We start from the raw sequence: 20,444 nt of genomic DNA, 5'->3' as shown, positions 1-20,444 counted from the left end.
TGCTGTGTAACCCGAGGATTAACGGCCATAGAGCACCTCCACCGGATAAAGACGAGCAATGCGCCGGGCGGGGAACCACGTCCCAATCACGGCAATCAAAACGGAGATAACCAATACGCAAGGCACCACCATCCAGGCAAAACTCAGTGGGGCGCCAAACAGCATCAGACCGATGGTTTTTGCCAACCCCCACCCGGCCACACACCCTGCCAAGCCGCCAATCAAGCCGCTGATTGCTGCTTCAAGATAAAACAGCATCAAAATTTGCCATTGCCGAGCGCCCAAGGCTTTCATCAAACCAATTTCTTTAGCCCGCTCCATAATCGTGCTGGTCATCAGTGACGCTATCCCCATGGCGGCAGCAATCAGGGCTGCCAATGTGACCACCACCAACAATAGCTGTATTTTTTCAATCACCAATCCCTCTGACGCGGCGACTTGCCAGATAGGCCGCACCACGGAGCCAGATATTGCCTCTTCTAATTGGTGTGCAATGGAAGAAACATAGGCCGTGCAATACCATAAGTCATATTCTTCGGCATTGAGGGCTTCAAGATTTTCGCGCGCTTTACGCGATAACTCATTCTCCGGCACCGTCAGGGCCGAGACCCTGATAGCCTGAACTTTCCCCGGCAATCCAAGTAGTGATTGCACGGCGGCCAGCGGCAACACGAGCCGCCCCTCCTCTTCACCCCCACTGCTTAGCACACCACTTATTTTCACTTTCAGCGGGCCAGAAGCACCGTTGAGATTTAACTCATCACCAATTTTCCAACCTGTTTGCTGTGCGAGCTGCTTACCCAATAAAGCCTGTACCTCTTGGGCATCAGGTTTAACCGGCTCTTGTGGCCAGTCACCAGTAACCTGCCAATAGGGGCTGATAATTTGCTGGCCGGTGTGATAGTCCTCTTCATCAGGCACATCAACCGGCTGATTAAAATAAGTGCCTAATAGCGAAATATCCTGACCATTGACCTCAGTTTCCCCACTCAGCAATGGGGCAAAACCGACAATGTTATTACGCCAAAAAATGTCTTTAATATTGGGTAATTCGGCCTGATCCAGAAAATCCTGCCCTGTGAGCGGGTTACTTTTCTCACCAAACAGTGAGGGCAATGCCACTTGACCGGCGGGTTCAATCAGAATGTTGGCGCCATAGGATTTCAGTTCACGGGACATTTTATCGCCAATGTCTATCGACACCGCCAACAGTGAAGAGATAAGCCCGGCGGCCAGAAACACCGTAAATACGGCCAGTGATTTACGCCGGACATTTCTGAACCAAGACTGCTTGAGCATTCGCCACAGCATAATTATGGGTTCTCCTGCGAGTCATTGTCTTCAGCACCGATAACTGGGGTGACAAATTGCTCAGGATGTGCGCGGAAACGATTGTAATTGGCCTCCGACGAGAAGAAGTAGGTTTTATCCCCATAGCTGTATTTGAACTCGGCCTTTTGGTTAGTCAGGTGAGTTTTGTCAACCGGATCAATTACATCTAAGGTAATCACAGTCGTGAAATAATTAACGCCCGCCTCAAGAGAAGCTTTGGGAATAACCAACTCTTTATCATCACTTTTCCAATCTTCCAGCGGGATCGGGTTGCATCCTCCGGCTTTACCAATAGACGGAATGAAAATATGCACCGCACAAGCAACACAAATGACCTGATTGCCCTCCATCACATAGCCCTGATCACCGCATAACAAGCAGGCGTCAAAAACCACACTCAGGCGCAAACGGTCTGGATAGCGGTTGATAATAAAGAAGCGAACAGCTTTACCATCATCAGCCACCCAGACAAAACGGTGTAATTTACCATCCCGCACTTGCTCGACGGGAATATGCACTAGCCCATCGGCGGCGAGTGTGACGGGCAAAGCTTCAGATAATTGAGGTGGTTGAGAGGCGACTTTATCCCAGTAAAATTGGGCACCTGCAACCACAATCCAGGCTAACAAGGCGAAAATAAAGATTCTGCGTACGTTACGATAACCTGCCAGTGCCTTGCGATGGGCAATGGGTTCTGAGTTTCCGGCCACCACTCTACTGGCGCGGCGCAACGGCATTAAATAACACAGAGTTGTTATCGCCAACAATAGCGCACACAGGTAGCTCAACCAGGCATGTCCATTGGTGACTAAAGCAACATAACTGAGTAGTGATTTGGTTAACGGCAACACCTGTAACTTCATCAATAACAGGATTGCATCGCCACTGAGTGGCAAAATCAGCAAGAGTGTTAAAAGCATTAACAATGGCCAGCGGCCACGCGGCAACTGCCTAATCATCATCAGCAATAATACCGCACAGAATATTACCCAAGTGAATGCCACCACAATGGCTGCCAAATTGAGCAGCAAATCGGTATTGATCACGTGAGTATTGGTAAAGGCACCCAGATTGGGGTTATTTCCCCAATTAAAGGCGGCACCCAATACCAACAAAGCTTGCCAGCAATAGCCTAATGAGCGGCGAGGAGTAAATTGGCTTAATAAGAATAATAGCAATGCGAGGAGTTGCCCCCCTGCCAGAGCTAACTGCAATTGTTGCGATTTAGGGTAATGGGCACCGGCCCACATTCCCAAAACCACCATGAGTATTGTTATCCATACGACCCGATTTATTGCAGGCGCGGGCCTAACCGCCCAACTTAGCCCCAGTAACAACGCCACGGGTAAAAAAGCTTGTAATACGGAAACAAAAAAGTAACTCATTAGCACACCTTGGAGGAATCACAACACCTGCCAGTTATCACTGCTCAACTTTACAGGAAACTGATAACACCCTTAACTGACTGTTCAATATGAAGAAAAACCGCGATAACTGTTTCGGCCATCGCGGTTGTTGTTATCAATTCAGACCGGTGTATTTAAAGTCGTAGCTCACGTCAAAGGGTTTCCACCAGCGGCCGACACCGGTTTCGCTATCGGTATGGCGATGCAAACCTGCTTTGGATGGCTCGCTAATATGATAGGTAACTTTGTAATTGCCTACGCCCATCATTTTGATGTTAGCGCCATAGTGTGGGCCATCACTGGCTACCATTGGCATAAAGGTGCCTTCTTGTTTAGCGCCTGTATCCGTATTCACTAAGGTGTATGCGATAGTCAGGTACGGCATCCATTCACCAGCGCCGAAACCGTTCTTATTACCTTCAGTAGCATGAATATCTGCTTCTAAATGGATATCGGCTTTCGCTGCTGGCAAGCCCATGCCGCGAGGTTCCATATCAATCGGCTGTAAGTAAACCGCAGCAATTTCCATATCATTAATTTTGATAGGTTCACCCGCTGGGTACTCTTTAAAGGCGAAGGCAGCCGGGGCTGCAAAAATGCTGGCCATGATGCTGCTGGCAATAATCGTTTTCTTCATAGTCATGTAGCACACCCTCAGGTATTAAATGATAAGTACATTTCGTTATTCATACCGGCATCATGCCGGGCCACTATGTTGCGATATTATTTGCCGAAATAGCGCGACCACGCCGCTGCATGACACACAGCGCAACCAGTGCGGCAATCAGCAGTATTCCTTGCGGAATCAAGGTCTCCAGATAGGGATAAATCCCCAACCAACTAATTTCTGGCACGCCTGGTAGCAGTGTTGGCTCAAATAATTTACCTTCAATCAATTCAAGAACACTCTTGCCGGCGAACACAAATGCCATCAGATACATAAAGCCGCCAGTAAACATAAAGAAAGGTTTTAGCGGCAATTTGACGACAGTAAAACGCATCACCAGATAAGCCAGCAGCAAGATAACGCAGCCAACCCCAAAACCGGCCAAAATCGATAAATGGCCGCTGGTTGTACTGGCATCACCCATTAAAGCCAGATAGAACAGGACAGTTTCAGCGCCTTCGCGATATACCGCCAAGAAACTGGTCAGCCATAGCCCTATCATTGATCCACTGCTGAGTGACTTGGAGAATTTCCCCTCCAAGTAAGCTTTCCATTGGTGTGCTTCCGTCTTTGATAGCAACCAATAACTCATTGAGAACAGCATCACCACGGCAATCATCATGGTGAAACCTTCCAGTAATTCACGGCTTTGCCCTGAATTGGCAAATAGCCACTGGAAGACAAAGGCAGTTAACACACTGGCAATTAAGGCCACCACGACAGATTGGCGAATCAGTGGCAATTTATCGTGATGATCGTTTTTGATCAGATAGGCGATGATAGCGGCCACAATCAGCAAGGCTTCCAGCCCTTCGCGGACAATAATAAGCAGGCTGTAAATGAACAGACTCCAATCAGTTTCATCCCCGCCTCCGAGCATTTCGACCGCACTGCCCAAGTCTTTTTGCAAGGCGGCAGCTTCTGTTTGTAACTGTTCAACTGGCTGGCCAGCTTTTATCAAACTGACTAAACGGGTGAAATGACCTTCTAATGTGGATTTAAATGCAGCATCGCGCGAGCCAACTTTATTCTCCATGCCGCTGGCTTCAAATAAATCAAAATAAGTATCCTGAATGGCCATCATTGCTGGCGTGGTTTGCCCATTCTGGTATTGATTGATGGCATTGGTAATCGCCTGATTTATTTTGCTCGAAACAGCCGCCCAGTCGGCATTCACCTGCCCATCGGGGTTAGCATTTGATGGTGAAGATTGCCCTATAGCAGGCTGATCGGCGCTAACTTGTTGCTGTTCGCGCGTCGTCGGTAAACCCGGCAATGTATCTTCAATGGTCTGAAGTAGCCCAGTGACACGGTAAGCAACTTCAGTTATTTGGTCCGGTTTGCTGGTTAAATCGATGAGAGCTGTGAATTGTTGATTAATTGCTGCTGCTTGTTGCGCTGAGCGATTCCCGCGCACCGACATCTCCATTTCAGAGTTTTTAAACCCCTGATAGTGCGCTTGTTGCACACTTTGGCTGGCAGCAGTAAATTTACCCTCTTGGTATTCACTGATAGCCTGCGCCAATAAGTCATCAATAATCTTAAAACTCTGCTGCCAGTAGAGCGCAATATCGCTATTTTCATATGCGGCATGTTGCTGTTCGGCAGTAAGTTTATGCCCATCTGTCAGGACTGGCAGCACGGCGATTAACTCACCTTTCAGCCAGTTAATTTTATTATCAACCTCGGCTTGTGGTTTCCCCTCACCGATCATGCGCCGGATTTCACCAAAAGCGGCTTCCATTTGATAACTTTTCTGCGCCGAAATATTGATACGAATCGGCCCTTCCAAATTCTCAAACACTTCAAAATACGCCATTTGCACCGTGGTGCGAGCCTCATCATTATTCTGTTGTTGGTACAACTGAGAGGTTTTATCAAGGCGGGATTGGATATCATTGACCCAATGCTGATAATCTGGTGTCGCCCACGCCATAGAACTGGATAGCCACCAACAGCAGCAAAGCAGGAAAAATTTGTGCCAAATTCGCATAATGAGTGACGCACATGAGGTTGATAATGAGATTTATTAACATTAACACTAAACAACAGAAATGTGTCTTGATCCGTATCAAAAAATATTTAGTCTTTTGAATTTTTGTTTAATAAATGCGGCGTATCCCGCAAGATAAGAAAGAGTAATGGCAATGAACAAGGCGGTTTAGTGATGAATAACATTCAAACGGAATATGAACATATTCGCGCCACTATCGGTGGCAATTGTTTAATAACGCTGCTAACTATTGGTCATCAATCGACAACGGTGATCATCGATGATTCTGACATGATTTTCTCTGAACAGCTTCTTACTGTTGGCTCGAATCATGTTGCGTTGAACTATTTCAAACATAATCCCCCCACGGCAGATGAGATGGAAACCGCCATTATGGTGGTTGAAGATGAAGTCATTAGAATCAGTTCTGCTGTAAATAAAACCTCACGATTGATTACTACCGACCATTATATGGTCGAAATTGCACAACTTGCGGGTTTACCCATGCAAGCAGAAATAGTGATGTCCCTAGAGTCTGTTGAGCGGATGTTTGACCGGCTGGCTGCGGTTATGATGGGCAGACCGGCAGCCTCTGAGGGGATACCCGCAGATAATGAATTTGCCGCACGTTTGCTGATTTTACGCGAATTTATGCATCATTTGCAGTTTCCTTCAATCACGATACTCATCTCGGTACAATAAGTTCCCAGCAGACTTGGCGCGTAAGCGCCTTCCCCCCTCAAGCTGCCTTGCTCACCGTGTTGCGTCTCGCGTATCAGTATTCTTGTTTCTCCTTTTATATATTTTATTTTCTTTTTGATTAACGACAATAGAACAAAATCTGCCACAATAAATTGCTTTATTTTTACACAGTAAAGATAGTTATCAATGAGACTTACTCACCCAGTATTCAATAATAGCTATGAATACTGACCATGGAATTGACCAAAATAAGCCTGTAACGGATGGAGGCGATAATGAAAGGGTATTATTTTACTTTTATGACCATTTAAAATAATCACCTAGAATTTATCTTTTAAATATGCTAAATAAACTTATTGACTCATTAATTATTGATAATGACTTTTTTGCTAAATTAAAAACATCTTCGTGTTCAATTGAGGAGAATGAGGTTTTCCTTCACAGCTTGCCGACAACAGAAGGAAGCATCACATCATCCATATTATCTAAACCGGTGTCTATCGAATGGGATAAATTAGGCATCCCGAGTATTACTGGGGATAATATAGAGGATGTCAGCTACAGCCTGGGCTATATCCATGCACAAGAGCGTTTTTTCCAGATGGATTTATTACGGCGCCTTGCAGCCGGTGAACTAGCCGAACTATTAGGCGATGAAAAAGAAGTCATTGAAATCGACATCCAAAATCGCCGTTGGTTATTACGCTCACAGGCAATAAACACACTAACAGGCTTGCCAATAGAGGAGAAAAATATATTAGCGAAATATACCCAAGGTGTTAATGACGGCTTAAAGTCTAAAATAATAGTTTCATTTGAATATGTTGTTTTAATGACTGAAGCCACCCAATGGAAAGAGGAAGATTCTTTATTAGTCCTTTATGCGTTGTCTTTGGAACTGCAACAGAAACAAATGGGCCGAGTTTATGCCCGAGGGTGGATTGATACGCATACCAATCTAGCCCAGAAAACGTTTCTACTACCTGATAGCTCCTCTTGGGATACACCTCTTTCTGGGCAAGTCCCCCCATCGCCTCCGATTGCAGAAACACCACCAGATTGGTGGGGAGAGGGCCATGAAAATGTGCGAACACTACCCTCCCAAGCCCCATTTTATGGGAGTAATAGTTTTGCGGTTGATGCCAAACACAGTAAAAACGGGCAAGCAATACTGGCAAATGATATGCACCTGTCGCTGATGTTACCGAATACCTGGTATCGTGCATCACTAAACTATTCGTCACAGGATAAAAAGGAAACATTCGCATTATCTGGCCTGACATTACCGGGTGTACCGGTCATTATCATTGGCTGCAATGAGCATATATCTTGGGGCTTTACACATTCCTATGCAGATACGCTGGATTGGGTAAAAACGCCCGAACCTTTGTCACACTGGCCGGTAAAAACAGAATGTATTAAAGTTAAACGAGGTAAGGATATTAAAATTGATATCCACGTTAGCCCTTATGGCCCGGTGATATCAACCGCACAAGGTAATATGGCAATGCGATGGGCAATGCAATTACCCAATGCTATTGATCTACACTTTCTAACGATTAACCAAGCCTTTACGGCTTCTCAGGCCATTGATATCGCGACAAACTCTGGTATGCCCGCGCTAAATATGTTTGTTGCTGATAAGAATGGTAATATTGGCTGGGCACTGGTCGGAACATTACCTGACCGTAATATAAAAGGTGACGTCAATACATTTCCCGTTGATGAAAATAACCAATGGAAAGATGATGCTCTGCCCGCCGCACAACACCCTCGAATTATTAATCCCCCATCAGGGCTTTTGTGGAATGCCAACAACCGCCAAAGCTTCAGTTCAGACTATGACAATATTGGTGATGGCGGTACCGATATTGGTGTGCGAGCATGGGAAATTAAGCAGCGTCTTATTGAAGAAACCAAGCTAAACGCTGATGATATGCGAGCAATACAGTTAGATAATACCGCCAATCTATTTATTGCCTGGCGGAAAGTTCTCGTGCCATTAATAACGGATAATTTTCTAATTAATCAGCCACTCCGTCGTCAGGCTCTTGATTTAATATATCAATGGGAGGGGAGCGCAGATATCTCCTCTGTCGGATATCGTATCCTATCTGTGTGGCGGGATATGATTTATAAAAATCTATTCGGTAAGTTAGATAACCAGTTAGAAGCACAGTGGCCATCGGCAAATTATTTGACGGCCAATACTCGGTGGGACGAAACCGTCATGGCCTTAATTCATTCAGCACAGCATACAAAATGGGTGCCTCATGGGTTTACTGGTTGGGATGACTTTATTGTTAGCCAACTGGATACCGTGTTAGCCGCGCTGGTGGCTCAAGAAGGTCAATTATTTGCAGCGACTTGGGGGAAAGCAAATAAGGCCGCTATCATGCACCCATTCGCCAAAAACATCCCCGCATTAAGGTTGTTTCTGGCCGCGCCTGATGATGAACTTTCTGGCGATCACAATCTGCCCCATGTTTGCCGCCCTGATTTTGGTGCTTCATGTCGCCTTGTTGCCTATCCGGGTGATGCATCAAAAGGAACATTAACCCTGCCTGGCGGCCAAAGTGGGCACCCCACTAGCCCGTGGTTTCTGGCAGGTCATGAATATTGGGTTCATGGATTGTCTTTGCCCTTAGAACCGGGGCCAGCACAAAAAACGCTGACGATACAGCCATCGGAAAGTGATGCTGTCTAGTGAGCATTTTGGATAAGGCTAATAAAAAACTGACAGCGGCTGTATTCACAACACACTGTCAGTTCACAGCAGACAGGCAGTCTTTTTTACTGCCTGCTATTTTACTTTATCAACCCTTATTTAGCGTCTTTTTTAGCCAGATTGTCCGCAGGTAATTCTCCTGGCAGATAATTAGGTAAGCGACCCGCAGGGAAGATAGCCAACAGTGATAACAACGCCATAATCAATAAGCCAAACTTCAGCGAACGAAGACGAGCTTCTTCATTGACTCGCACAGCTTCAGCGATCTGTTCAGGTGTTGCAGTGGTTTGCGCTAACACGCCTTGCAGGCGGTCATTGCTGACGAAGTTGATGCTGTCCATATTCACTTGCGCCTGAATTTCTGGTGTCAGGATCGGGGTTTCAGCCACACCGCGCATCACGTTGGCACTGAGCAAACCGACCAACAAGGCACCCGCTACTGCGGTACCAATGGCGTTTGCCAAGTTGTTAGTGGTGCCACGCAGTGAACCGACATCGCCCGCCAGTTCTTTCGGTGAAGCACTGACCAATACGTTGAACAGTAAAGTTACCAAAGCACCTTGAGCAAGGCCAAACACCACCAAACCAAACAGTACAGCGAACTCACTCCAATTATTGCGCACCACAAATGCCAGCCATAACAGAGCAATAGTACAGGTGATGAAACCATAACGGCCGATTTTGCGTGGTGTCAATTTTTTGTAGAAACGAACAATCAACATCGCGGAGAAGAACACTGACAAGTTAAATGGCATCATGGCAATGGCGGTTGCCATCGGCGTACTGCCCTGCACTATCTGAATATACAACGGAACCGAGAAGTTCAGCATAGCTTCCAGCGCCACCACGGCGAACATAGCGAATACCGCCGCTTTCTCCGTCGGTGAGCTAAGCACTTCCAGTGCCAGCAAAGGAGTTTCCCCTTGTTCCTGGCGGCGGCGGGTCCAGACCACAAATGCTTGACCCAGGACAATACCCAGCACAATCATAAAGGGTGCCGGTGAGAAGCCCAGCAAATCAAATGGCGCACCATCACGAACCAGGCCAAAGCCCCAGCGGTTCAGGTTGTTAAAACCAAACGACAGCAAAATAATCGCCGATGCCGCCAGAATCACACCGAATATATCGATGCCCACTTCCGGGCGACCTTGGTCTGATTTCAAACGGAAACTCAACACAAAGATGATTGCAGATAACACAATCAAAATACCGAACGCCGGACGCCAGCCAATATAGGTTCCCAGAACGCCGCCGATCATGAATGCCGCTACACCGGCACCCGCACGAGCAGAACCTAAAGCACCTAGTGCCGTAGCCTGTTGCGTACCACGATAGTTTTCAGCAATCAAAGCCACCAAAGCGGGCACCAACGCTGCACCTGCCAGGCCACTTAATGCCTGGGCGCTAATCATCACGGTTACATTCGGGCTGAATGTCATCATGACCTGCGCCATACCAAATAACAATACCGTGCTGCGGAATACGATCAATGGCCCGAAGCGCTGGTTGAGTTTGGCACCCAACATAACGAAACCGGCAACAGACAGTGAGTACATCACGATTGCGGTTGCAATCGTCGTCGGTGGCACATTAAAGCTTTTTACCATCCCACCCAACGCTACCGGCAGGGAGGCTACGTTAAATGACATCAGAATTTGGGCTAATGCGATGGTTATCATCGGCACCCAAGATTCCTTAACTTCCGCGCCTGCGCGGTGAGTTGATTGACTCGCCATAAATATTTCTATCCTTTTGAAAAACAATATTTTTTAAGCTAAATCCGGTTTCACAAAACACTTTCACATTAAATTAACCGGTTTTTGGGCTATACCTGACTCTCACGGCTCAACTTTTTTCGGTGTAAGGCTCAGAAACAAACATGTCCATCCCAAGACTACGTGATAAGAACCGGGCTGCCAGTTGCCCTTTAATGCTGTTACCCGCGCCATCCAGTAACGGTGCAAAAGTCCCCAAGCCACCTTTACCAGGTGACACCGTCACAATTCCGCCACCAATACCACTTTTCCCAGGAAGGCCAATGTCATAAAGCCAGTCCCCAGATGTTTCGTACAACCCAGCGGTTACCATTACCGCTAATGCGTAATGGCAGACATCATTATCTACAACCCGCTCGCGAGTCAGTGGGTTGACGCCCCCGTCAGCCAGGGTCGCGCCCATGACAGCTAAATCTCGGGCACTGACATTGAGTGAACATTGGCGGGTATATAAATCTGTGGCGATGAGCGGATCACACCCCAGGCGGCCATAGCCTTCCAACACATTAGCAATGCCACGGTTGCGGAAATTGGTTTCGCACGCTGATTGATACACTTCTTCATTCAAGGTCAGTTCACGGCCAGCAAAGCGGCATAAACCGTCATAAATGAATTTCCACTGCTCATCACTGGTCGCGCCCGGTACCAGGCTGGTGGTGGCGATAGCACCAGAGTTAACCATTGGATTAGTGCGTCCATCGGGTGCCCGCTCAATGGCAGTCACTGAGTTAAATGCCATACCTGTACTGTTAACGCCGAGTTTTTCGCGTGCAACTTTCGCCCCAATGGCCTGACAGACCAAAGCAAAAACAAAAGGTTTGGAGACACTCATGATGGTAAATTCATAATCGACATCGCCGGCTGAATGTACTTTACCGTTAGTGCCGACCATGCATACACCAAAGAGATTGGGAGGAATGCGTTCTAATGCGGGATAAACCGCAGAAACCACACCATCAGTATCAGTACCAAACCGCTTGTGAGCTTCTTGCACTAATTTAACTACAGTGTCTGGGTCCGGTAGATGCCCGGTTGATACATAGTCGATAATTCCATTTTTACTATCATCTGTAGGCATGTCGTGATCTCCCGTTTACCGCCTGTTTATTTTCTGCCTTTCTCTTACCTTTATGGCTTATTTTAAGCGACAGAAATACCTCTACGTTTTATTTTATATGAAATAGTAATAATGATTTTTTGCTTCATTGATCCTTAGCTTTATCAATAAATCATAAAATTCTCACAATAAGATATCCTAGCTTAAGAAAGCTGTATATCAGTTGTTTTGAATAATGTGATTATACTTATCGAGAGAAAAAAAATCAGAACCATTGCAATATCATGACAATAAAGATAAGGAAGGTGGTTTTTTAACGGGGATTATCTAATTGAAAACAGCAGATTAATATGTCAAGTGGCATTAATTTGAAATATTAGTCAATTATTATCGATAAAGAGCCGCGAATATCGCCATTCAGTGTATTTCGACACTCGAGTCTGACCAACAATTAACTATTTATGACTGGTAGGGTTTTATCCAATCTAACCCTGCTACTGTACCCATACGGGGATGATACTCGCAACCGACCCAACCATTATAGTTAATCTCATCAAGTAGCCCGAATAAGTAAGCGTAATTAATCTCACCTTCATCTGGTTCATGACGATTTGGTACTGATGCAATCTGAATATGACCATAACGCCCCGCCAACGAGGTAATTAAATGGCTGAGATTACCATCTACTATTTGTGCATGGAATAAATCTAACTGCATAAACACATTGGGGCGGTCGATGAGATTAACCCAATCCAGCACTTCATACTGGCTAGAGAAAAGGTAATGAGGTTTTATATTTGGGTTCAATGCTTCAATCATGACATTAATATCATGTTCGGCAAACCGGTCTGCGGCATAACGAATATTTTCAACAAAAACCTGCTGATAATCTTCCCGAGCCGCATTCACAGGCACCACGCCGGCCATAACGTGGACAGACGGACAGCCCAGCACCCGCGCATACTCCAATGCTAAATCAATATCACGACGGGCATCCTTTTCTCGCCCCGGCAGTGCGGCCAGCCCCCACTCACCGGTACGAATATCGCCGGGTGAGGTATTAAACAGCACCTGTTGCAACCCCTGGTCTTTCAGTTTTTCCGCCAATTGTGCGGCTGGATAATCGTAGGGAAATAAAAACTCTACGGCAGAAAAACCAGCATCTTTAGCAGCCTTAAAACGTTCAAGGAAAGGGACTTCGGTAAACATCATGGATAAATTAGCGGCAAATTTAGGCATGGCTAATTCCTTAATTCGGCAACTTCATTATCGGTCAGATAACGAATAGGCCGGTCGCTCAGGGTAAATATCAGACGCGCAGTTTCCTCTAACTCTTCCATATTATCCGCCGCCTCGCGCAAACTTTCCCCCACCACCACCGGGCCATGATTAGCTAATAAAAAAGCACGATATTGCGGGGCCAACTTTGCTAACGCCTCGCCTAACCGACTATCTCCAGGACGGTAATATGGCACCACAGGAACATCACCGACTCGCATCACCACATAAGGTGTAAAAGGCTTAATAGCATTGTGCTCATCCAGCCCTTGCAGACAAGAAAGTGCCGTTAGATAAAGAGAATGCAAATGGACGATGGCACCACACGCAGGATTATTGAGATAAATGGCCCGATGAAAACTAATTTCTTTTGAGGGCTTATCACCAGAGATCCACTCACCCTCCAAACTAACTTTTGATAACCGCTCTGCATTCAGCTCACCTAAACAGGAACCGGTCGGGGTGGCTAATAATATACCTTCAGCCAGCTTTAATGACAGATTTCCGGCGGAACCGGTGGCGTAGCCTCGCTGGAAAAAAGAGGCGCCCAACTTGACCATATCTTCCCGAGCCTGCTGCTCATTCATACTGCGAACTCCGTTTGTGCTCTGACAAAAAAGTTTTCATCGCCAAAATTACCCGACTTCAACGCCAGTGAAATGGCGTGATCGGTAGATTTTACCCAGGGAACCCCTGGGGAGATGGCCGGCCCAATATGGAAAGCCCGAATACCCAGCGATTGCGCGACCATACCCGACGTTTCGCCCCCCGCCACAATGAAACGTTGGATCCCCTGCTGCTGTAAAAGACGTGCCAATGTTCCGAACAGATGTTCAACCGCTTCACTACTGGCCGCCGCCCCCCACTGCCGCTGGGTTTGCTGCAAAACCTCAGGTTCAGAAGTGGCATATAATAAAGGAGCCAATGGCGCTGAGATATTATCCATCACCCAAGCAGATAATGTTTTAGCATAAGATTCAGGGTCATTCAGGCAACGGGCAATATCAATTGATTGGCTAGGTGCCTGTTGAATATATCGAGCAACCTGCCGATTGGTCATCGCCGAACAAGAACCGGATAAAATGACACACAGTTTACCTTGTGGAGCCCCAGCTAACGTCGCCGGTGAGTGATGTTCAATACCTTTCATCCATTGCCGGGCCAGGCCGATTGCCAAACCCGAGCCTCCGGTCACCAACACCATGTCGCGTACCGCTTCAGCCTGTATTAGCAAGTGAGTCTCGTTTAAGGTGTCTAGCACCACATAGCGCACGCCATCCTCTTTCAGGCTCCGCAACTGTGATTTTACTGCGTCAACGCCTTGATCCATCACTGTATTGTTGATTAAACCACTACGCCCCCGGGCTTGTGCATCCATCATGCGCAACAGGTTGCTGTCGGTCATTGGTGTCACCGGATGATTGCGCATCCCGGACTCAGACAATAATTGCCCCATAACAAATAAGTATCCCTGATATACCGTGCGGCCATTCACGGGCAGAGCTGGGCAAATAATGGTGTATTGCTGATCGAGAGCATCCATTAATGCGTCGGTGACCGGGCCAATATTACCTTGCGCAGTACTATCAAACGTCGAGCAATATTTAAAATAGAATTGTTGGCAGCCCTGAGTTTGTAACCACGCCAAAGCCGCCAGTGAATCCGCTACAGCCTCTTCGGCTGGGCAAGAGCGCGATTTTAGACTCACCACAATCGCATCTGCTTGCACCTGATAATCTACCTCAGGTATGCCATTGATTTGCACCGTCGACATGCCATTCTCTACCAGAAAACTGGCGATATCAGTAGCACCGGTGAAATCATCTGCAATAACCCCTAATCGCATCCGATACTCTCCTATTTTTTATCAAGCCAGACCCAATGACACATATTGATGTTGCTGTATAAGTCATATTTTGATTGTTAATTTTGGTGATAATTTGATTTATTATGTTAATAATAGCAAATAAAACCTGATTTATTGTGAGAAAAATCACACAAATCAACACCGCGAGTCTAAAAATCACAATAATTAACGCAATCACTGGCTCAGTTATTACCACAATAAGGAATGAAATGAATAAATTAGTGATTGTTAGCGTTAAAATATGAGAAATATTCTCTAACTGCTGGCGTATAATCACATTAATTACCACTTTCCCTGTAGCGAAATAACTGAATAAGGAGCGAACGTGATACCCGTTGAACGTCACCAACAGATACTGGCACTGGTTGCCGAACGCGGGGTAGTCAGCATTACTGAACTGACTGAGCGGTTAGGCGTATCGCACATGACTATTCGGCGCGACGTACAAAAACTGGAAGAACAGGGTGCGGTATTAGCTGTTTCCGGCGGGGTGAGATCAACTGAACGGCTGACGGCTGAACCCTCCCATCAAGATAAAACGCAGATGTACAGCAGCCAGAAAAATGCTATAGGGATGGCGGCAGCGCTGCATATTCCGCGCAATAGTTGTATTTATCTCGATGCTGGAACCACCACACTAGCATTAGCTCGGCAGTTAGAGGCCAGAGATGATTTATTGGTGGTCACTAATGACTTTGTTATTGCCAATTTTCTGATTGAATCCTGCCAATGCAAAATGATCCATTCTGGTGGCACATTGTGCCGAGAGAACCGTTCTTGTGTCGGTGATGCGGCCGCCCGCTCACTGCGAAACCTCTCCATCGACATCGCTTTTATTTCAGCATCCTGCTGGGGGCCGCGTGGCATATCGACACCGAGCGAAGACAAAGTGGTGGTCAAACGGGCGGTCAGTGAGGTGAGTAGCAAGCGCGTGCTACTGACTGATGCATCAAAATACGGCAAGATATCCACCTATTTGGCATTACCTCTCACCGATTTTGATGTAGTTATCACTGATGCCAGCCTGTCATCGACAGCCCAGGATGAACTAGCGGCCAAAGAGATTGAATTGATTATCACCCAAGTTCCGCGCCAATCTGATTAATTACAAATAGTCTCCCCCCCCCCTCATACACTGAGTGAATAATCTCTCGAGGGGGTAAATTTGATAACTATATAAATCGTTATGTAGCTAAAGTAATTCTAAGTCTTAGCACCCTAATAAATAAACAGCGTAAACTATCAGGTGATTTCGTTTGCATACTGTTTTTTTTGCAACTATTTATACCGTACCCCGGTCATCAATTTAGACGTCTGAAGATTACGCAAGCCGGTGTCTCTGGAGCATGACATGAATAACGCAACAACGGCTGGAAAGCAAAAAGTGCCGTTACGACTCAGTACGTCGATCACTCTCATGGTTTCAGGAGTTATTATTTCTGTGCTATTGGTGGTTCACTCGCTATTCTTCATTCAGCTCAGCCAGATGGCACAAGATGGTTTGCAAAACAAAGCGGTAGCTGTCGCTCGGGCCTTATCATTTTCACCGACCATCATTAATGGATTAACTAATCCTGAAGCAGGACGACAAATTCAGGCTTATACCCGCGAAGTTCAACAGGCTAATGACCTGCTATTTATTGTTGTGACTGATATGAATGGCATTCGTTATTCACATCCTAATCCTGAGATGATCGGACAACATTTTATCGGCAATGATTTGCAACCTGCGCTACAGGGCAAAGAAAATAGCGCGATAAACCGGGGTGTACTGGAAAGAGCGTTGCGTATTTTTATTCCTGTCTATGAGCCTCACGGGAAACAAATAGGCGTGGTGGCCATTGGGATTTCTCTTACCAGTATTGATTCGGTTGTTAGTGAAACCCGCTGGACTATCCCGTGGACCATATTATTTGGGGCACTTATTGGCTCACTCGGCACCTGGCTTTTAGTGAAAACACTGAAAAAAATCATGTTGGGTTTCGAGCCATACGAAATATCTAACTTATTTGAACAGCGCAACGCGATGCTGCAATCGATTAAAGAAGGCGTTATCGCTGTTGATGCTAATTCACGTATTACTGTGGTTAATCACGAAGCCAAGCGTTTATTTAAACAAAGTGGGCCAATGGAGAATTTACTACTCAGTAATGCCAGCAAATATTGGCCTGTGCGTTTGTATTTACAGCAAGTTCAGGAAACCGGTATTGCCCGCCGTGATGAGGAAATAAACTTTAATGGCAGTATATTGCTGACCAATACCGTTCCGGTGGTCGTGAAAGGCGATATTATTGGTGCCATCGCCACTTTCCGCGATAAAACTGAAGTCAGCCAATTGATGCAGCGCCTGACCGGTATGGTGCATTATGCCGATGCATTACGAGCACAATCGCACGAGTTTATGAATAAACTCCACGTTATTTTGGGCTTATTGCATATGAAGTATTATCAACAACTTGAAGATTATATTGTTAAAACATCCAATAATTATCAGGCGGAAATTGGTTCCCTACTGCGCAAGATAAAATCCCCCGTGATTGCGGGATTTTTACTGGGCAAAATCAATCGAGCGCGCGATTTGGGCATTACATTATCCATCAGCGACGATAGCCTGTTACCGGATATTGATAATGAACAAATAACGACGACCTTAATTACAGTTTTAGGCAATCTGATTGAGAATGCCATGGAAGCCATTGGTGACCAGTCTCAACGGGAAATTAATGTCAGCTTCCATTATCAACATGGCCGGGTACATTGTGTTGTCAGTGATGATGGGCCAGGTATTGCAGCAGAGTTACAAGACAGTATTTTTGATAATGGTTTTTCCACCAAAGGGAATGAACACGGCATAGGTTTAAGCCTGGTTCGGCAGAGTTTAGAAAGTATTGGCGGCAATATTGAATTTGATTCTGAAGCGGGCGTTTTTACACAATTCTTTATCAGTCTTCCCTACGATATCACCTTGAATAACACGACTTCTAGTGACAATATTTCAAACAACAGCGCGGTAAATCATGATTAATGTATTAATAGTGGATGATGACGCAATGGTCGCTGAGCTGAACAAGTGTTATCTGAACCAAGTGGCAGGTTTCAACTGTTGTGGGTCAGTATCCAGTTTGCAGCAAGCCCGGGATCATTTAATGGCAGCAGAGCACCCCATTGACTTGGTGCTATTAGACGTTTTCATGCGCCAAGACAATGGATTAGATTTATTACCCGTCCTACGTGAATTTAGTGAACATACCGATGTTATTGTTATTTCATCCGCCACTGATGTGAATACCATCAAAAAAGCGCTGCAATATGGGGTTGTTGATTATTTAATTAAGCCATTCCAATTTTCGCGCTTTGAAGAAGCCCTGTCGACTTATCGTGAAAAACAGAGTTTGCTAGGGCAACGCGAATATTGTGCCCAAGAGGATGTCGACTCCTTACTACGGCGGAGTAATGCCGCCCCTGCCGAGCGAAAAAAATTACCCAAAGGACTCACAGCACAAACACTACGCACTGTTTGTGAATGGATTCAAGAAGTGCAAGATGGCGAATTTTCGACTGAACAGATGGCGAACGCTATTGGAATCTCACGAGTATCTTGCCGTAAGTATTTGATTTACCTATCTGATACTGAAGTTCTAAGCACTAAAGTTCTGTATGGTGCAACAGGCCGCCCAGTTTATCTTTATAAACTCATGCCCAGCCAGCAGGAGGTATTGAAACAGTATTGCCAATAGTATGGGCGCTAAAACTTAATAACCAACGGTATCCAATAAGAAATACCGTTGGTTATATCATTCACACAAAAATCATTTACATTATCCAACCTAACAACAAGGTAGCGCCAATCACGGTGGATGCACCGCCGATGCGGGTTGCTATCTGGGCAAAAGGCATCAATGACATGCGGTTAGATGCCGACAATATCGCAACATCCCCCGTCCCCCCTAATCCACTATGACAACTGGTCACGATGGAAGCTTCTACTGGATACATATTTAGATAAGGGGCGATAATGAAACTGACCGCAGCCATTGATAAAACAACAGAGCCGCACACCACGACATAGCCAATGGAGAACACCGCGACAACACTTTCTAGCGGAACATACAGCATCCCCAGGCCAATCATCAGGGGCCAAACCAATGTAGTAGAGACAAATTTGTACCAACTGTGCGCGCCCTGCTCCATTTTGGTCGGAATAACTTGCGCATATTTACACATCACGGCAATCAAAATCATCAGTACCGGGCCGGGAATATGCACGATTTTTTCAAATAATCCGCCCACAATAAAGAAAGCGCAGGTCATCAATAATCCGCCGCCCATCAACTGGAAGTCAGCTTGTTTTGGCCCTTCTTGCGAAGTGAATATCGCATTGTCCTGTGCTGAACGAATTAACATTCCCTCGCCATTCAAATCCTTACGCCAGATACCAATACGGGCCAACACTCCCGCACAAATAATGGCAAAAATGTTACCCATTACCGCAGCCGGGGCCAACTGCGCGACATAAATATCAGGACTCTGCCCAAGAATGGCTGAATAAGCCAATGATAAAGGCAAGATACCCTCCCCAATCCCCCCACCGATAATCGGCACGATAATAAAGAAGAATGTGTGATAAAGGGTAAAACCGAATAACTTACCCACCAGCAAACCGGTGGCGACGGCAGTTAGGGTTCCCACCACCAATGGAACAAACATTCGCGTCATTCCTTGAATAAGCACCACGCGATTCATACCAAGAATACTGCCAACCACCAGACTAGCGATGACGAAATAGAGTAAATTCGCCTCCTTCATCAACAAGTGGACCGTATCTAGTGTATTGATTTGGAAAGCACCGAAGTAAACCAACACTGACGGCACCATGAGACACAAAATAGCCGGGCCACCAATATCTTTTAAGACCGGTATATGGCGACCAATATGAGATAATACAAAGCCCATCGTCATAATAACCGCCAAACCACCAATCATATTCTTGGGTAGATAGCTGGAATAAGCCGAAATAAACACAATGGCCGAAATGGTCATAAATAATGCCATTGGCATGGTATTGATATTCATCTGGTTTAAGCTGATAAATAATTTTTTGATAGCGGACTTATCCGCCATATCAACACCTTCGACAGGGGTGAGAGTAATATCCTGATGTATTTTTTTCATTTTGGACCTAATGTTGGGTGACACCGAAGAAAATAGAGGTAAAAATATCGCCTAACTCATTCAAAAATTTGGCAAACCTGGCACGTAAAACTATTAACGATATCAATAAAAAATGTAGGATACGAATGCACCGCCTAAAAATACCACCCAAACCAGAATGAAAGAATAGTAAACAGACATATACTTACTGTATTTGTTAACAGCACTACAGGTTTATTTTAATTAACTTAACTCGGTGTTTTGTAATTAAATAATTTGAAGATTTTCAGTTTTTTTTGTTATGATTCTTAGTTGATAATAAGCAAATTAATATTTTATATGTGGAAATTAGCATTCAGTCTTCCATTGATGACAAAAATAAAAAACACAGTTTAATGTATAGCAAACCTGCGAGCAACCTCGATAGCTGTTCATCAATCATTGTGCTTATCCAATCTAACTCAATATCCTCTCACTCAACATCAGGG

Annotated in this window: 15 protein-coding genes; 5 read left to right on the top strand and 10 right to left on the bottom strand. The window is 45.6% G+C overall.

The window, feature by feature from the left end; all coding sequences use genetic code 11:
- Positions 1 to 18: 18 nt before the first annotated feature.
- From DXZ79_RS09100 to DXZ79_RS09085, 4 genes are all read right to left on the bottom strand, one after another.
- Positions 19 to 1,311 (bottom strand): ABC transporter permease, encoded by a 1,293-nt coding sequence (locus DXZ79_RS09100; RefSeq protein ID WP_038633580.1) that lies wholly within the window; start codon positions 1,309 to 1,311, stop codon positions 19 to 21.
- A gap of 2 nt (positions 1,312 to 1,313) precedes the next feature.
- Entirely contained in the window at positions 1,314 to 2,717 is a 1,404-nt protein-coding gene (locus DXZ79_RS09095; protein ID WP_038633583.1) for a Fe-S-containing protein, read from the bottom strand.
- Between the two features lie 136 nt (positions 2,718 to 2,853).
- Positions 2,854 to 3,381 (bottom strand): iron transporter, encoded by a 528-nt coding sequence (locus DXZ79_RS09090; RefSeq protein ID WP_038633586.1) that lies wholly within the window; start codon positions 3,379 to 3,381, stop codon positions 2,854 to 2,856.
- A 67-nt stretch (positions 3,382 to 3,448) separates the two neighbouring features.
- Entirely contained in the window at positions 3,449 to 5,398 is a 1,950-nt protein-coding gene (locus DXZ79_RS09085) for an FTR1 family iron permease (RefSeq protein WP_120011227.1), read from the bottom strand.
- Between the two features lie 174 nt (positions 5,399 to 5,572).
- On the opposite strand from DXZ79_RS09085, the gene DXZ79_RS09080 reads away from it, so the two are divergent.
- Complete coding sequence (locus DXZ79_RS09080; RefSeq protein WP_120011226.1) at positions 5,573 to 6,100, top strand: hypothetical protein; 528 nt, start codon at positions 5,573 to 5,575, stop codon at positions 6,098 to 6,100.
- 340 nt (positions 6,101 to 6,440) lie between these two features.
- Entirely contained in the window at positions 6,441 to 8,807 is a 2,367-nt protein-coding gene (locus DXZ79_RS09075) for a penicillin acylase family protein (RefSeq protein WP_120011225.1), read from the top strand.
- 116 nt (positions 8,808 to 8,923) lie between these two features.
- Here the strand turns inward: DXZ79_RS09075 and DXZ79_RS09070 are convergent, their stop codons facing one another.
- The 5 genes from DXZ79_RS09070 to otnK form a co-directional block, all read right to left on the bottom strand.
- Positions 8,924 to 10,564: an MFS transporter gene (locus DXZ79_RS09070; protein ID WP_038633595.1), complete on the bottom strand. Its 1,641-nt coding sequence runs from the start codon at positions 10,562 to 10,564 to the stop codon at positions 8,924 to 8,926.
- Positions 10,565 to 10,673: 109 nt separating this feature from the next.
- Complete coding sequence (glsA, locus tag DXZ79_RS09065; RefSeq protein ID WP_038633597.1) at positions 10,674 to 11,681, bottom strand: glutaminase A; 1,008 nt, start codon at positions 11,679 to 11,681, stop codon at positions 10,674 to 10,676.
- A gap of 438 nt (positions 11,682 to 12,119) precedes the next feature.
- The gene (otnI, locus tag DXZ79_RS09060) at positions 12,120 to 12,899 is read right to left on the bottom strand and encodes a 2-oxo-tetronate isomerase (RefSeq protein WP_038633600.1); all 780 of its coding nucleotides are present in this window, start codon (positions 12,897 to 12,899) and stop codon (positions 12,120 to 12,122) included.
- A gap of 2 nt (positions 12,900 to 12,901) precedes the next feature.
- Complete coding sequence (otnC, locus tag DXZ79_RS09055; RefSeq protein ID WP_038633603.1) at positions 12,902 to 13,525, bottom strand: 3-oxo-tetronate 4-phosphate decarboxylase; 624 nt, start codon at positions 13,523 to 13,525, stop codon at positions 12,902 to 12,904.
- A complete protein-coding gene (gene otnK, locus DXZ79_RS09050; protein WP_038633607.1) occupies positions 13,522 to 14,784 on the bottom strand; it encodes a 3-oxo-tetronate kinase in 1,263 nt (420 codons plus the stop codon). The genes otnC and otnK overlap by 4 nt, the downstream gene beginning before the upstream one ends.
- 346 nt (positions 14,785 to 15,130) lie before the next feature.
- Here otnK and ygbI point away from each other — a divergent pair, with 346 nt between their 5' ends.
- The 3 genes from ygbI to dcuR all read left to right on the top strand — a co-directional run bounded on the left by ygbI (position 15,131) and on the right by dcuR (position 18,542).
- Positions 15,131 to 15,910, top strand: coding sequence for a DNA-binding transcriptional repressor YgbI (ygbI, locus tag DXZ79_RS09045; RefSeq protein ID WP_038633610.1), 780 nt, complete (start codon positions 15,131 to 15,133; stop codon positions 15,908 to 15,910).
- Between the two features lie 246 nt (positions 15,911 to 16,156).
- Positions 16,157 to 17,830, top strand: a complete 1,674-nt coding sequence (locus DXZ79_RS09040) for a sensor histidine kinase (protein ID WP_120011224.1) — start codon at positions 16,157 to 16,159, stop codon at positions 17,828 to 17,830.
- Complete coding sequence (gene dcuR, locus DXZ79_RS09035) at positions 17,823 to 18,542, top strand: two-component system response regulator DcuR (RefSeq protein ID WP_038633615.1); 720 nt, start codon at positions 17,823 to 17,825, stop codon at positions 18,540 to 18,542. The genes DXZ79_RS09040 and dcuR overlap by 8 nt, the downstream gene beginning before the upstream one ends.
- 76 nt (positions 18,543 to 18,618) lie before the next feature.
- On the opposite strand, the gene DXZ79_RS09030 is transcribed toward dcuR, so the two are convergent.
- A complete protein-coding gene (locus DXZ79_RS09030) occupies positions 18,619 to 19,977 on the bottom strand; it encodes a 2-hydroxycarboxylate transporter family protein (RefSeq protein WP_038633618.1) in 1,359 nt (452 codons plus the stop codon).
- Positions 19,978 to 20,444 lie beyond the last annotated feature (467 nt).

It is taken from the genome of Yersinia rochesterensis, from assembly GCF_003600645.1.
Taxonomy (GTDB): Bacteria; Pseudomonadota; Gammaproteobacteria; order Enterobacterales; family Enterobacteriaceae; genus Yersinia; species Yersinia rochesterensis.
Note: the sequence above shows the minus strand (reverse complement) of the source record. Positions and strands in the feature narration are given on the sequence as shown.